Consider the following 14058-nt stretch of genomic DNA (forward strand, 5'->3'; position numbering starts at 1 on the left):
GGAAGGGTCACTACGAAGGGTATCTATGGATAACAATCTGGACTGCTTGACTAAACTGCTTTAGGTCTGTGTAACAAACCGACGGGAATAGTTATACCGATGTGGTAGATGAATGACAAGCTTTATTTTAAATAAACATAAAAAACCCCGCTCGAAGCGGGGATTTTTGTCATTCCGTGGCGGCGACTGCCGCACTCCACGCCTGACTGAAGGCCTGATGCTGGGAAGCCAGCGGCCCAATCAAGGTATTGTACTGGCTCGCCTGCTGAGAGGTCGGGAACTGGATACCATTAGAGACGAAGCTCACCTGGGTTCCCTGCTCAGAGATAAAATCGCCCACCTGCACCAGCTGTTGGGTGAAAATCTGCGCGGCTGGGATCAGCGGCTGCAAGGCATCAGAAGGTTTGGTCACCACTTTCTCATACACCTTGTCGAACACCGGCTTGAGATCCTCGCCCTGCTTCAGCGCGGAGCGTGACGCATCAGCCTGCATTTTTGCATTTTGCAGCTGCTGGCTCAGAACGCCGAGCGCGCCGTTTGACTGGCGCAGCGGTTCACGCTGAGTCATATAATCCTGCGGCACGCGAATCGCATTCACGCTGTCCAGCACTGGACGCAGGCCGGAGTCCATCGCCTGGCTCACCTGCTGTGAATAACCATAAATTATGGCGTAATCAGACACGAAGGGACCAAACTGTTTTTTCTGATCCGCAGTCAGCGTTGGTAAACGCTCGCCGCTGCGCATCACTGTATTCTGCAGAAAATCGATAAACGCTTTGCGCTGATCGCCTTCTTTATCAAAACACCCACTCAGGCTAACTACCATTAACAACGCCGCAATAGGCGCAAACCAGCGAGAGCAGGACTTTCCTGTCGCCATTTTAATACTCCTTTCACCCAAAAAAGCGCACACCGGCACACGCGTGCCCGACGCTCACAAGGATAGTCCAGGTCAGCCCTGCAAGATACTCTTTTCATGCAAAACGGTTATTGCCGTTTTATTTCTTAGCATTTACAAAAAAATACCTGGCGGAGCCGATATATGGTTAATCAGGTAATTAGCATAATTATCCATAGTGCTGAAACGCGTAAAGCGATCGTTACCGCACGATTAATCACAGGGGTGACGATCCTGGGTGTGCATTAAAGACTATTCTTAACAGGCTCTCTGATGTTCTTGATCCGTGTGTGTGATTTAAGAGGAGTTCTCAATGGAATATAAAGATCCTGAGTTTGAGCTGCTGAGCAGCCTGGAACAGATTATTTTTAAAGATGTGCCGCAGGCGATTACCCTGCAACAGAAGCCCAATCCCTTTACAGAATTTGAGCAATTGCGCAAAGGGTCAGGGCTAAAAAATGATGAATTCGCCCGAGCAATGGGTGTCAGCGTAGCGATGGTGCTTGAGTGGGAGTCAAAACGTGAAAAGCCTACGCCAACCGAGCTAAAGCTGATGCGCCTGATTCAGGCCAACCCGGCCCTCAGCAAGCAGATAGCCTAGTAGAGTTTGTTACCGCCCCCGCCTTTGCGGGGGTTTGTGTTTAAAGGCTTTCACAACGCCAGCCCCCTCTTTCCCACACCATCTCATGCGTCAGCTTTAACGCCTTCAAAAAAGCCTCATCGTGCGACACCACCAGCAGCGCGCCGGGAAACTCAGCCAGTGCCGCTTCAATCGCCTGTACGGATGCTAAATCGAGATGGTTGGTCGGTTCGTCGAGAAGCAAAAGTTGCGCGGCCTCTTTACGCCATAGCACGCAGGCCAGCGCGGCTTTCAGACGCTCACCCCCACTCAGGTCGGCGAGCGGCAGCATAACTTTATCTGCCCCCAGCTGAAGCTGGGCTAAACGAGTACGCAGTACGCCTTCGTCCAGCGGCGTATTGCCCAGGTTGAGATGGGACATCACCGACTGCGTCAGGTCCAGCTGAGAAAGGTGCTGATCGAGATACGCGCACGTGACCGAGACGTTACAGGTGCCGGAACGTGGGACGATTTCGCCGAGGATCGCTTTTAACAACGTCGACTTTCCACAGCCGTTCGGCCCTTTAAGCGCCACGCGCATCGGCCCGTCCATACGCCAGCCGATGGGGGCGTTATGCACATGCGGCATCACCAGGTCGTCCAGCACCAGCACCTGCTTCCCCTCGACAATCTGGCTGCCGGGCAGGGTGAACATCACCGGGCTATCGTCCTCCACCCGCTCGCGTGCCGTATTCACGGCGGCATTCAGCGCATCGTTCCGATCGCTATGCTGTTTTTTCCAGGAACTAATCCGCTCTTTCGCCGCGCCTTTGTATTTGACCCGCTCAAACGAGGCGATGTTGAGCGTATCGACGGTACGCAGCGTTTTTGCCGAACGCCGCTGGCTGTCGTCATGCTCTTTTTGCATGCGCGCGCGGGTGCGTTTTCGCTCTGTCGCCGCATGTTCCAGCGCTGAGCGGGCGGCCATCTGTTCAGCATCGCGCTGGGCTTTATAGTCAGAATAGTTTCCGCCATAGCTGCGCAGGCCACAGGCACTCAGCTCCAGAATGCGCGGCACCTGCGCCAGTAGCTCACGGTCATGAGAGGCGACCAGTACGCCGCCCTGATAACGGGCAAGCTGGTCGTAGAACCACCTGCGGCCTTGCCTGTCGAGATGGTTGGTGGGTTCGTCCAGCAGCAGATAACCGGCGTTCGCCGTAAACGCGCCACACAGCAGCGCGCGGATGCGTTCACCGCCGCTGAATTCGATGACTGGCCTATCGGGATCAAACGGCGGGAGTTTCGCCTGCACAAACGCGTCGCCAAGCCGCTCAGCTAAATCCCAGAAGCCGTCGAGCATTTCCAGATCGTCAGGATGATAATCTCCGCTGTCGATGCGCTTTCGCGCGGCGAAGATAGCGTGATAGCCGAGCATTTCCGCCAGCGTAGTTTGCGGTGAAAGATCGTGCTGCTGTGCCACGTAGACGCAGGTTCCGGAACGTTCGATATGGCCGCTGTCGGGTTCATCAAGGCCTGCCAGCAGGCGCAGCAGACGTGTTTTTCCGCAGCCGTTGCGGCCTACCAGCGCGCATAGCGCGGGCTCCAGTGATAAATTCAGCGGACCAAAAAGGGTATCGCCCGTCGCAAACCGACAGGTGACCTGATGCAAAATAAAAGAAGGGGACTGCGCAAAATGAGCCATAAGCACTCCTGAATGAAATCAAAACATCCCCTGCCGACGCGATAGCGTTTAGCAAGGATCGAAATTCATCAGTCGTGTTTGTTCATTTTTGGGGGGCGCTCCAGCGCGAGAAAGTTAATGGGATAAGGATAGCGGTAATGTGTTGACGGTTTCAAGGTTAAATTTTGGGCGACTTATACTCCCTCTCCCTCTGGGCTGAGGGATCCCCACAAAATATTGCCTGCACGGATGCCCCCTCTCCCTTGAAGGAGAGGGGGAACATAAGACTCAGGTGGTCATTCCGTTCACTTTATGTTCCTTGCTACTCTGTAACAATAATACCAGTGAGCGTGCCAGGGTGGCACAATCGCGATCGGCTAAACCTGCCGGATGACGCTGCGCTTATCCGGCCTACAAAAGCCCCATAAAAAAACCCGCCGAAGCGGGTTTTTAGTATTTGTAACAGCGGGCACGTTACTGCAGGAGCGAAATATCCGCCACGCGCAGGAACAGCTCGCGAAGTTTCTCGAGCATGGAGAGGCGGTTAATACGCAGATCTTTATCTTCTACGTTCACCATCACTTTCTCGAAGAAGGCGTCGATCACGTCACGCAGCTCGGCCAGTTCTACCAGCGCTTCCTGGTAACGGCCTTCCGCGAAGTACGGCTCGAGCTTGTCACGCAGCACAACAACCTGCATCGCCAGCGCGATCTCTTCCGGCTCTTTCAGGGTTGCCGCGTTCACGCGCTCGTTCAGCGTTTCGTCGGATTTCGCCAGGATGTTGGATACGCGCTTGTTGGCCGCAGCCAGGGCAGATGCCGCTTCCAGGGTACGGAAGTGGGAAACCGCCTTCATACGCGCATCGAAATCAGCCGGACGGGTTGGACGACGCGCCAGCACCGCCTGAATGGTATCGACGGTGTAACCTTCGTCCTGATACCACGCGCGGAAACGACCGAGCATGAAGTCGATCACGTCATCCACGACCTTCGCGTTGGTCAGCTTGTCGCCGTACAGACGCACCGCTTCTTCGGTCAGGGTCTGCAGATCGAGGTTCAGGTTCTTCTCAACGATAATGCGCAGCACGCCCAGCGCGGCACGACGCAGCGCAAACGGGTCTTTATCACCTTTTGGATGCTGACCGATACCGAAGATACCCGCCAGGGTGTCCATCTTATCGGCAATCGCGACGGCACACGCAACCGGGTTGGACGGCAGATCGTCACCCGCAAAGCGCGGCTGATACTGCTCGTTCAGGGCAACGGCCACGTCTTCCGCTTCGCCATCATGACGCGCGTAGTGCATGCCCATAACGCCCTGAGTGTCGGTAAATTCAAACACCATGTTGGTCATCAAGTCGCACTTGGACAGCAGGCCAGCGCGGGTCGCGTGGTTTACGTCAGCACCGATTTCGCGAGCGATCCAGCCGGACAGCTCCGCAATGCGGTCGGTTTTGTCGCGCAGCGTACCCAGCTGCTGTTGGAACAGCACGGTCTGCAGGCGCGGCAGGTTATCTTCCAGACGCTTTTTACGGTCGGTGTTGAAGAAGAACTCTGCATCCGCCAGGCGCGGACGAACGACTTTCTCGTTACCGGAGATAATCTGGATCGGATCTTTCGATTCGATGTTCGCCACGAAGATGAAGTTTGGCAACAGCTTGCCGTCGTTGGCGTATACCGGGAAGTATTTCTGGTCACCCTTCATGGTGTACACCAGCGCCTCTGCCGGAACGGCCAGGAATTTCTCTTCAAACTTCGCGGTCAGCACAACTGGCCATTCGACCAGAGAGGTCACTTCTTCCAGCAGGCTTTCGCTCAGGTCTGCGTTGCCGCCAATCTGGCGCGCCGCTTCTTCGGCATCCGCTTTGATTTTGGCTTTACGCAATTCGTAGTCAGCAATGACCTTACCGCGCTCCAGCAGGATCTGCGGATACTGGTCGGCGTTGTCGATGGTGAACTCCGGCTCGCCCATAAAGCGGTGGCCGCGGATCACGCGATCGGATGCTACGCCCAGAATGGTGGCAGGGATAACGGTATCGCCCAGCAGCAGGGTCACGGTGTGAACCGGACGCACGAAGTGTACGTCGCTTGCGCCCCAGCGCATCAGCTTAGGAATAGGCAGTTTAGCCAGTGAGGTCGCGATCATGTTTGGCAGCAGCGCTTCAGCACTTTCGCCTTTAACATGGGCACGGTACAGCAGCCACTCGCCTTTGTCGGTGGTCAGACGCTCGGCCTGATCGACGGTGATACCGCAGCCGCGCGCCCAGCCTTCAGCCGCTTTACTCGGCTTGCCTTCCGCGTCAAACGCCTGGGCAATCGCCGGGCCACGTTTTTCGACTTCGCGATCGGGCTGAGAAGCCGCCAGATTTGCCACTTTCAGCGCCAGACGGCGCGGCGCGGCAAACCACTCAATTTTACCGTGCGCCAGGCCAGCGTTATCCAGCTCGGCGGTCACGTTCGCAGCAAAAGATTCAGCCAGGCTGCGCAGGGCTTTTGGTGGCAGCTCTTCGGTGCCGATTTCCACCAGGAAAGTTTTATCAGACATGGCCGCCTCTTATTTGTTTCGGTTGCACATCGGGAAGCCAAGGGCTTCACGGGACGCATAGTACGCTTCTGCAACGGCTTTGGTCAGGGTACGAATACGCAGAATGTAGCGCTGACGTTCAGTCACGGAGATCGCTTTGCGGGCGTCCAGCAGGTTGAAGCTGTGGGCGGCCTTCAGAATACGCTCGTAGGCAGGCAGCGGCAGCGGAGTTTCCAGCGCCAGCAGCTGCTGCGCCTCTTTCTCGTACTGCTCAAAGCAGGTGAACAGGAAGTCCACGTCCGCGTATTCGAAGTTATAGGTGGATTGCTCCACTTCGTTCTGATGGAACACGTCGCCGTAGGTGGTTTTACCCAGCGGGCCGTCGCTCCAGACCAGGTCGTAAACGCTGTCTACGCCCTGAATGTACATTGCCAGACGTTCCAGACCGTAGGTGATTTCACCCGTGATCGGTTTACATTCCAGACCGCCAACCTGCTGGAAGTAAGTGAACTGGGTCACTTCCATGCCGTTCAGCCACACTTCCCAGCCCAGACCCCAGGCACCCAGCGTTGGGTTTTCCCAGTTATCTTCCACGAAGCGAATGTCGTGGATGGTCGGGTCCATACCCAGCTCTTTCAGTGACCCGAGGTACAGCTCCTGAATGTTCTCTGGTGATGGCTTAATGACCACCTGGAACTGATAATAGTGCTGCAGACGGTTCGGGTTTTCGCCGTAACGGCCATCGGTCGGACGACGGGATGGCTGCACGTAAGCGGTCGCCATTGGCTCCGGCCCCAACGCGCGTAAGCTGGTCATTGGGTGCGAGGTGCCTGCGCCAACTTCCATGTCCAAAGGTTGAACAATGGTGCAGCCCTGACGAGCCCAGTAATCCTGTAAGGTCAGGATCAGGCCCTGGAAGGTCTTGGTATCAAACTTTTGCATAGTATTTCGTGCTGGATACGTGTGGTTTTAAATGGAAGGGATCAGTATACCCGCTGGCTGCAAGATATACAGTACGAAACGGGGTTGTTTAGGGAAAATTGGGGAAATAAGCCTTTACGCCAGAGCACCTGAGCGCTCTGGTTGCTGATTATACGAGCAGATTAGCGCATCGAGAGATGCAAAAACTGGCCGTCCGCGTCAAAAGAACAGACAAAGCCTTCTTTACGCGCGGTATACCCCTTTAGCTCATAGCTGCCCTGAAAACGCTCGAACCCGGTGACGCTGATTTTCTGCACCTCGGAATTATAGCGGTGAGCCGCCCGATCTTTGCAGAGCTGCTCCATGTTCAGTGAACGTTCCGGACTGATTTTCCCCTGCTGCGCTTTTTGCTCAGGGGCTTCCTGCGATGCACTGCATCCTGCAAGGAGTACGAGCAGAAAGAGTGACGCCACACGCTTCATCATCATTTTTATTACCGGCCTGGTCAGTGGCTGTTATTTTTAGTATCAACGCTTTTTATAGATTACGGTTGGGCATTCTGCGAATCTCGCGGCTTCCCGACAAGCCTGTCGAATAAAACTCAGATTTTTCCAAGGGAAGACTTTTAAACAATGGGAGTCACACTCTTTTTATCAGGAGCAAGAGGAACTGATGCCGTCAAAAATTAGCTGGATTGATAATCTGCGGGGAATAGCCTGTCTGATGGTGGTGATGATCCACACGACCACCTGGTACATCACGAACGCACACAGTATCAGCCACGTAAACTGGGATATCGCCAATATCCTTAACTCCGCTTCCCGCGTGAGCGTCCCGCTGTTCTTTATGATTTCCGGCTTTCTCTTTTTTGGCGAGCGTAGCGCCCAGCCGAGGCATTTTATCCGCATTGCATCGTGTTTGCTGTTTTACAGCGCTATTGCGCTGGTTTATATCACGCTGTTCACCTCCATTAACGCGGGACTTTCTCTAACCAATCTGCTGCAAAAACCCGTGTTCTATCATCTGTGGTTTTTCTTCGCGATAATCGTCATTTATCTGGTTTCACCGTTAATTCAGGTAAAAAACGTCAGCGGTAAAATGCTGCTGGGGCTGATGGTCGTCATTGGAATTGTGGCAAACCCGAATACCGTCTCGCAGAAAATTGATGGCTTTGAGTGGCTGCCCGTTAATCTCTATATCAACGGCGATACGTTTTACTACGTATTGTACGGCATGCTGGGTCGCGCTATCGGCATGATGGACACCCGAAGAAAGGGGATGAACTGGCTGTGCGCGGCGGCGTTTATCGTTGGCGTGTTTATTATCTCTCGCGGGACGCTGCACGAGCTGCAGTGGCGCGGCAACTTTGCCGACACCTGGTACCTGTACTGCGGTCCGATGGTCTTCATCTGCGCGGTTGCCCTGCTGACGCTCGTCAAAAATACCCTGAATAATCGCCCGCTTCCGGTACTGGGATTTATCTCGCGCCACTCGCTGGGGATTTACGGTTTTCACGCGCTGGTGATCCACGCCCTGCGCACTCGTGGCGTTGAGCTAAAAAGCTGGCCGGTGCTGGATATTGTCTGGATATTTACCGCTACGCTGGTTGTCAGCCTGCTGCTGTCGATGTTGTTGCAAAAAATCGATACGCGCCGCTTCGTCAGTTAACGCTTCGCTGCCGGGCGCGATGGTACTGGCGCGGGGAGGAAAACCCTGCCGCCAGTGAAGCCTGTTCCACGCCGCGCCCCTGCAAAAGCCACTGCTCCGCCACCGCCAGACGCAGCTGCTCCAGGTAATCGCGAACGCTAATCCCTAAATGTAGCTGGAAAAGCCGGGTGAGATGACGCGGGCTGACGTGCGCCTTTCCGGCGATATCTGGCACGGTCCAGGCTTTTTGCGGCTCGGCGGTAAGCGCATCCTGCGCCCGATGGATGGCCGGATGAAGATGATTGCGATAGCGTAGCCACGGAGATAGCTGAGGATCGTCACCGGAACGGCGGAACCAGACCACCATCTCACGCGCAACGGCCAGCGCCTTTTCGGGACCGCACAGGCGGTTAATCATATGCAGCGCCAGATCGATGCCCGACGTGATCCCGGCGCTGGTCCAGATATTCTCATCCTGCACAAATATCCGGTTTTCTTTAATCGTCGCCGTGGAAGCCGCGGTGCGCAGACGGCTAATAACGTCATGGTGGGTTGTGCACTGTCTGTTGTTCAGCAGGCCCGAGTTCGCCGCCAGCAGCGCCCCTGAACAGACGCACATCACGGTGATATCCTGGCGCTGGATCTGCGGCTGCAGGCGCATCAGCCAGTGCTGGATCTGCTGCGCCTGCGGCGTGGAGAATTGACAGCGGGAGTCGCTCACTCCCGGCAGCACCAGCAGGCTGCCGGGAGGCAGGCTTTCGGGCAGCGGCTTAATGCCGCTCATCGTCAGGCCTATCGACGTCAAAACCTCAGGTTGCGGGCCAATGTAGTGCAGACGAAACGCGTCGCCTGCCAGCACAAAGGTCTCAGCCGGGCCGGTCAAATCTAACGACAGCACCCCGGGCATCATCACGAACCAGACGTCGATGCGCATTACAGTGACTCCAGCGTCTCCGCTACCGTTTTAATCTCGGCAAAACGCCCGGCCAGTACCGTTTCGGTACGATGGCGAATTTCCGCTGCGCTAAGGGTAATACCCTTGTACGTCATAGGGAACGTTAGCGTTGCCTCGCTCACAAAGGTCACAGCATAACCCAGATCGGATGCCACCCGGGCGGTGGTTTCACAGCATTGTTCAGTGCGAATGCCGCACACGATCAGCTGGTTGATATCGCGCTCGCGCAGCCAGCGATCAAGCCCAGTATCCGTGAAGGCATTATGGACGTGTTTCTGGAAAACCACATCCGGCTGATGACGCAAAAAGGCCATCGGTTTGACATAGCCGCTTTGCAGCGTGAAGGGACCGTCTTCATCAACATGAAAAATATCAACGACCGGAATAGCGCGCGCTTTACAGCCTTCAATCAGCCCCAGCATTGCCTGCTGAAAGGCTGGAATATCGTCTTCCTGCCAGTAATTGCGATGATGAAATGACTGCTGAGTATCGATATTGATTAATGCAATGCGTGACATGATAGATCTTCTCGCCAGTGGGTGTGACACCATACTGGCAAGGAAACGAAGGCACGCACAGACCAAAAAAGGACATCATCGTGCCTCTGTCGGACAAGCGTGTTTACAACATCATCGGCAGCAGCTGCTGATAGATTTTGCGGAACACGTCGCGCCTTTCCGCGTAACGCGCGTGGCGTGCCGCGTCAGGCAAATGCGCCTGTTCAAGCGTAAGCTGCGGCAACAGTTGAGGAAGCGGTTTTTCCGGGTTCATGGCTATCTGCGCCAGGCGCGCTGCGCCGAGCGCAGGCCCGACATCGCCACCGGTGCGAAAATCCAGCTGTAATCCGCTGATATCCGCCAGCATCTGCCGCCAGTACGGGCTTCGCGCGCCGCCGCCAATCAGGGTGACGCTTGCCGGTTTCAGGCCGCAGTCATGCACCACGTCCATCCCGTCAGCCAGCGCATACCCCACGCCTTCCAGAACCGCACGCGCCAGTTCTGCCCGGCCGTGTTGATGCGTTAACCCAAAGAACACCCCTTTCGCTTGCGGATTGTTGTGCGGCGTACGCTCGCCGGAAAGGTAGGGTAAGAACCAGACCGCACCGGCACTTTCATCTGCCCGCTGCGCGGCTTCGATAAGGGCAGGAACATCCGCCATACCGGTCAATTTTGCTGCCCAGTCAAGGCAGGAGGCCGCACTCAGCATCACCGACATCAGATGCCATTTACCCGGCAGTGCGTGGCAGAAGCTGTGAACCGCGCTTTCTGGGTTGCTGCGATACCCGTCGCTAACGGCAAAATAGACGCCTGAGGTCCCCAGGGAAAGCATGGCCTGCCCTGCTTCGACCATCCCGACACCGACGGCTCCTGCCGCGTTATCCCCGCCTCCGGCAACGACCGGCACGGCAGGCATGTTCCAGCGTTCCGCAAGGGATGGCTGTAACGTCCCCGTAATCTCGCTGCCTTCGAACAGTGCAGGCATGTGGTCGCGGGTCAGGTGGCAAGCACTGAGCATTGCCTCACTCCAGTCGCGTTTCGCCACGTCAAGCCACATGGTCCCCGCAGCGTCGGACATGTCGCTGGCGAAGTCGCCCGTCATGCGAAAGCGCAGATAATCTTTTGGCAGTAAGACTTTCGCCACCTGGCGGAAAATATCCGGCTCATGACGTTGTACCCACAAAAGTTTTGGTGCGGTGAAGCCCGGCATCATCAGGTTGCCGGTGATCTGACGGGATGTAGTTACTCGCTCCTCCAGGATCGCACACTCTTGCGCACAGCGGCCGTCGTTCCAGAGAATGGCGGGTCTTAGCACACGGTGCTGGCTATCCAGCAGCGTTGCTCCGTGCATTTGCCCGGCGATGCCCAGCGCTTTTACTTCCCGCAGGCTGTGCTGCTCGCCCAATGCGCTAACTGCGCGATCCGTCGCCTGCCACCACTGCTCCGGGTCCTGCTCCGACCATAGCGGATGCGGACGTGAGACCTGCAGTTTTTCCGTCTGCGTGGCTAAGACGTCGCCCTGCTCGCTTAACAGGATGGCTTTCACGCCCGATGTGCCAAGATCGATCCCGATATACATTACGGTGCTCCTTTAACAGAAATGCCCGGTGGCGCTAACGCTTACCGGGCCTACGTGCATCTTCAGCTAAATCACTTATCAAACAGATAGTGGTTTACGAGGTTTTCCAGCAGCTCCTGATGCCCGCTATGATGCTGCGGCGCCAGATGATGTTGTTCAGCGTACTTCGCGATTTCAGCCAGCGATAACTGCCCTTTCAAAATTTGCTGGCCCAGCTCACTGTTCCAGCCGCTGTAACGCTTCGCAACGCGTTTATCCAGTTCGCCGTCTTCAATCATGCGAGCCGCAATTTTCAAGGCCAGCGCCATGGTATCCATCGCACCAATGTGGCCGTAGAACAGGTCGTATTTATCGGTGCTTTGACGGCGCACCTTAGCGTCGAAGTTCAGGCCGCCGGTCGTAAAGCCACCCGCTTTGATGATTTCGTACATCACCAGCGCATTCTCTTCCACGCTGTTCGGGAACTGATCGGTATCCCAGCCCAGCTGAGGATCGCCACGGTTTGCATCCACAGAACCAAAGATGCCCAGCGCAATGGCGGAGGCAATTTCGTGGTGGAAAGAGTGGCCCGCCAGCGTCGCGTGGTTGGCCTCAATGTTCACTTTGATCTCTTTTTCCAGACCGAACTGTTTCAGGAAGCCGTACACGGTCGCAACGTCATAGTCATACTGATGCTTCGTTGGCTCTTGCGGTTTCGGTTCAATCAGCAGCGTACCGCGGAAACCGATTTTGTGCTTATGGTCGACCACCATCTGCATAAAGCGGCCAATCTGTTCACGCTCCTGACGCAGGTCGGTGTTCAGCAGGGTTTCATAGCCCTCGCGGCCGCCCCACAGAACGTAGTTCTCACCGCCCAGCTGATGCGTAGCGTTCATGGCGGTCACGACCTGAGTGGCTGCCCAACTAAACACTTCCGGATCCGGGTTGGTTGCCGCACCTGCACCGTAGCGTGGGTTGGTGAAGCAGTTTGCCGTGCCCCACAGCAGCTTAACGCCGCTTTGCTGCTGTTTTGCAGCCAGTACGTCGACCATCTGGGCGAAATTGTTCAGATACTCTTTCAGTGATGCCCCTTCCGGCGACACGTCCACGTCGTGGAAGCAGTAATACGGTACGTTCAGCTTGTGGAAAAATTCAAATGCGACATCCGCCTTACGTTTCGCCAGTTCAATGGCCTCACCCGGCTGTTGCCACGGACGGTCAAATGCACCAACCCCGAACATATCGGCACCGTTCCAGCAGAAGGTATGCCAGTAACAGGCGGCAAAGCGCAGGTGATCTTCCATACGCTTACCCAGCACCAGCTCATCCGGGTTGTAGTGACGAAAAGCTAAAGGATTAGCCGTTTTCGGGCCTTCGTAACGAACGCGATCGAGTTGGTCGAAATAAGCTTGCATATTGAGCTCCATAATCAGGGTATGCGGCGAAGTAGTGCGTCTTGCGTTAATAGTGAATAGACATTCGACGTTGCTCAATTACGTTATTTCACACTGCTATTGAGAGAATGCACAACTGTGCGCTGGCTCGCAAAATAATGCGCAAGCAAACTATTTTTCGGCGCATATTCCAGAATCAAATGTAATTAATAAGTTACGCATTTTAAAATCCGATCGCGGTCATAAATTCAGAAATAAACCAAATATCGTAATGAGAAGGTAAAAAACTGTAATTGCCAGCAGGCCTTTCCACGTTAAAAATTTGCTGCGTCTCAGCAGTGAATGTTTCTTTTATCTCAGCAACACATACCCCTACAAAAAGGCCTAATAATTATGAAGATAAAGAACCTGTCCCTTACTCTCTGCACTACTCTCCTGCTAGCCAGCTTCGCCGGGCACGCCAAAGAGGTCAAAATCGGTATGGCGATCGACGACCTGCGCCTGGAGCGCTGGCAAAAAGATCGCGATATTTTTGTAAAAAAAGCAGAATCACTTGGCGCAGAGGTGTTCGTTCAGTCGGCTAACGGCAACGAAGAAACACAAATGTCGCAAATTGAGAATATGATCAACCGCGGCGTCGACGTACTGGTTATTATCCCGTACAACGGCCAGGTACTCAGTAACGTGGTGAAAGAGGCAAAACAAGAAGGCATAAAAGTGTTGGCCTACGATCGCATGATTAATAATGCGGACATCGATTATTATATTTCTTTCGACAATGAAAAAGTCGGTGAATTACAGGCCAAAAGCCTGATTGATAAAGTGCCACAGGGCAATTATTTCCTGATGGGCGGCTCGCCGGTGGATAACAATGCCAAACTGTTCCGCGAAGGACAAATGAAGGTCCTCAAGCCTTATATTGATGAGGGTAAAATTAAAGTGGTCGGCGATCAGTGGGCCGATGGCTGGCTCCCCGAAAACGCGCTGAAAATTATGGAAAACGCGTTAACGGCGAACAACAACAAAATCGATGCGGTTGTGGCCTCCAACGATGCCACTGCAGGCGGTGCCATTCAGGCCCTTAGCGCACAGGGTCTTGCCGGGAAAGTCGCGATATCCGGTCAGGATGCCGACCTGGCCGGCGTGAAGCGCATTATCGCCGGAACCCAGACCATGACGGTCTATAAGCCCATTACCGAGCTTGCAAATACCGCCGCGGAGATTGCCGTGGAGCTGGGTAACGGTCAGCAACCGAAAGCCGATGCCTCTCTGAACAACGGGCTCAAAGACGTCCCTGCCCGCCTGCTCACCCCTATTGAAGTCAATAAAGAGAACATTGACGCCACCGTGGTGAAAGACGGCTTCCACAAAAAGAGTGAACTGTAATCCCGCGTTGCCCCTGCTCAGCGGGGGCGCATTGCCTTG

The 14058-nt window shown here is 55.0% G+C and carries 12 protein-coding genes; 3 read left to right on the forward strand and 9 right to left on the reverse strand.

From position 1 onward, the window contains the following. Nucleotides 1-169: 169 nt before the first annotated feature. Complete coding sequence (locus D5067_RS22095; RefSeq protein ID WP_119938228.1) at nt 170-880, reverse strand: DUF3053 domain-containing protein; 711 nt, start codon at nt 878-880, stop codon at nt 170-172. Between the two features lie 331 nt (nt 881-1211). On the opposite strand from D5067_RS22095, the gene D5067_RS22100 reads away from it, so the two are divergent. Then, entirely contained in the window at nt 1212-1499 is a 288-nt protein-coding gene (locus D5067_RS22100) for an HTH-type transcriptional regulator (protein ID WP_119938227.1), read from the forward strand. A 40-nt stretch (nt 1500-1539) separates the two neighbouring features. Here the strand turns inward: D5067_RS22100 and D5067_RS22105 are convergent, their stop codons facing one another. The 4 genes from D5067_RS22105 to D5067_RS22120 all read right to left on the reverse strand — a co-directional run bounded on the left by D5067_RS22105 (nt 1540) and on the right by D5067_RS22120 (nt 7070). Continuing rightward, nucleotides 1540-3159, reverse strand: coding sequence for an ABC-F family ATP-binding cassette domain-containing protein (locus D5067_RS22105; RefSeq protein ID WP_119938226.1), 1620 nt, complete (start codon nt 3157-3159; stop codon nt 1540-1542). Nucleotides 3160-3612: 453 nt separating this feature from the next. Continuing rightward, nucleotides 3613-5682 (reverse strand): glycine--tRNA ligase subunit beta, encoded by a 2070-nt coding sequence (gene glyS / locus D5067_RS22110; protein ID WP_119938225.1) that lies wholly within the window; start codon nt 5680-5682, stop codon nt 3613-3615. Between the two features lie 9 nt (nt 5683-5691). Beyond that, entirely contained in the window at nt 5692-6603 is a 912-nt protein-coding gene (glyQ, locus tag D5067_RS22115) for a glycine--tRNA ligase subunit alpha (protein ID WP_006177784.1), read from the reverse strand. A gap of 161 nt (nt 6604-6764) precedes the next feature. After that, nucleotides 6765-7070, reverse strand: coding sequence for a YsaB family lipoprotein (locus D5067_RS22120; RefSeq protein ID WP_119938224.1), 306 nt, complete (start codon nt 7068-7070; stop codon nt 6765-6767). A gap of 184 nt (nt 7071-7254) precedes the next feature. Between D5067_RS22120 and D5067_RS22125 the strand changes: the two genes are divergently transcribed. Beyond that, nucleotides 7255-8250, forward strand: a complete 996-nt coding sequence (locus D5067_RS22125) for an acyltransferase (RefSeq protein ID WP_119938223.1) — start codon at nt 7255-7257, stop codon at nt 8248-8250. On the opposite strand, the gene D5067_RS22130 is transcribed toward D5067_RS22125, so the two are convergent. The 4 genes from D5067_RS22130 to xylA all read right to left on the reverse strand — a co-directional run bounded on the left by D5067_RS22130 (nt 8243) and on the right by xylA (nt 12654). Continuing rightward, nucleotides 8243-9163: a GlxA family transcriptional regulator gene (locus D5067_RS22130; RefSeq protein ID WP_119938222.1), complete on the reverse strand. Its 921-nt coding sequence runs from the start codon at nt 9161-9163 to the stop codon at nt 8243-8245. The two genes, D5067_RS22125 and D5067_RS22130, sit on opposite strands and share 8 nt — an antisense overlap. Continuing rightward, on the reverse strand, nt 9163-9702 hold the full coding sequence (locus tag D5067_RS22135; protein WP_119938221.1) for an isochorismatase family protein: 540 nt from the start codon (nt 9700-9702) through the stop codon (nt 9163-9165). Before D5067_RS22135 ends, D5067_RS22130 begins: the two co-directional genes overlap by 1 nt. Nucleotides 9703-9805: 103 nt before the next feature. Next, nucleotides 9806-11260 carry a xylulokinase gene (gene xylB, locus D5067_RS22140; RefSeq protein ID WP_119938220.1) on the reverse strand — a complete coding sequence of 485 codons (1455 nt, stop codon included), beginning with the start codon at nt 11258-11260 and terminating at the stop codon, nt 9806-9808. A gap of 71 nt (nt 11261-11331) precedes the next feature. Continuing rightward, complete coding sequence (gene xylA / locus D5067_RS22145) at nt 11332-12654, reverse strand: xylose isomerase (protein ID WP_119938219.1); 1323 nt, start codon at nt 12652-12654, stop codon at nt 11332-11334. A gap of 372 nt (nt 12655-13026) precedes the next feature. On the opposite strand from xylA, the gene xylF reads away from it, so the two are divergent. Further along, complete coding sequence (gene xylF / locus D5067_RS22150; protein ID WP_119938218.1) at nt 13027-14019, forward strand: D-xylose ABC transporter substrate-binding protein; 993 nt, start codon at nt 13027-13029, stop codon at nt 14017-14019. Nucleotides 14020-14058 lie beyond the last annotated feature (39 nt).

The organism is Enterobacter huaxiensis (genome assembly GCF_003594935.2).
Taxonomy (GTDB): domain Bacteria; phylum Pseudomonadota; class Gammaproteobacteria; order Enterobacterales; family Enterobacteriaceae; genus Enterobacter; species Enterobacter huaxiensis.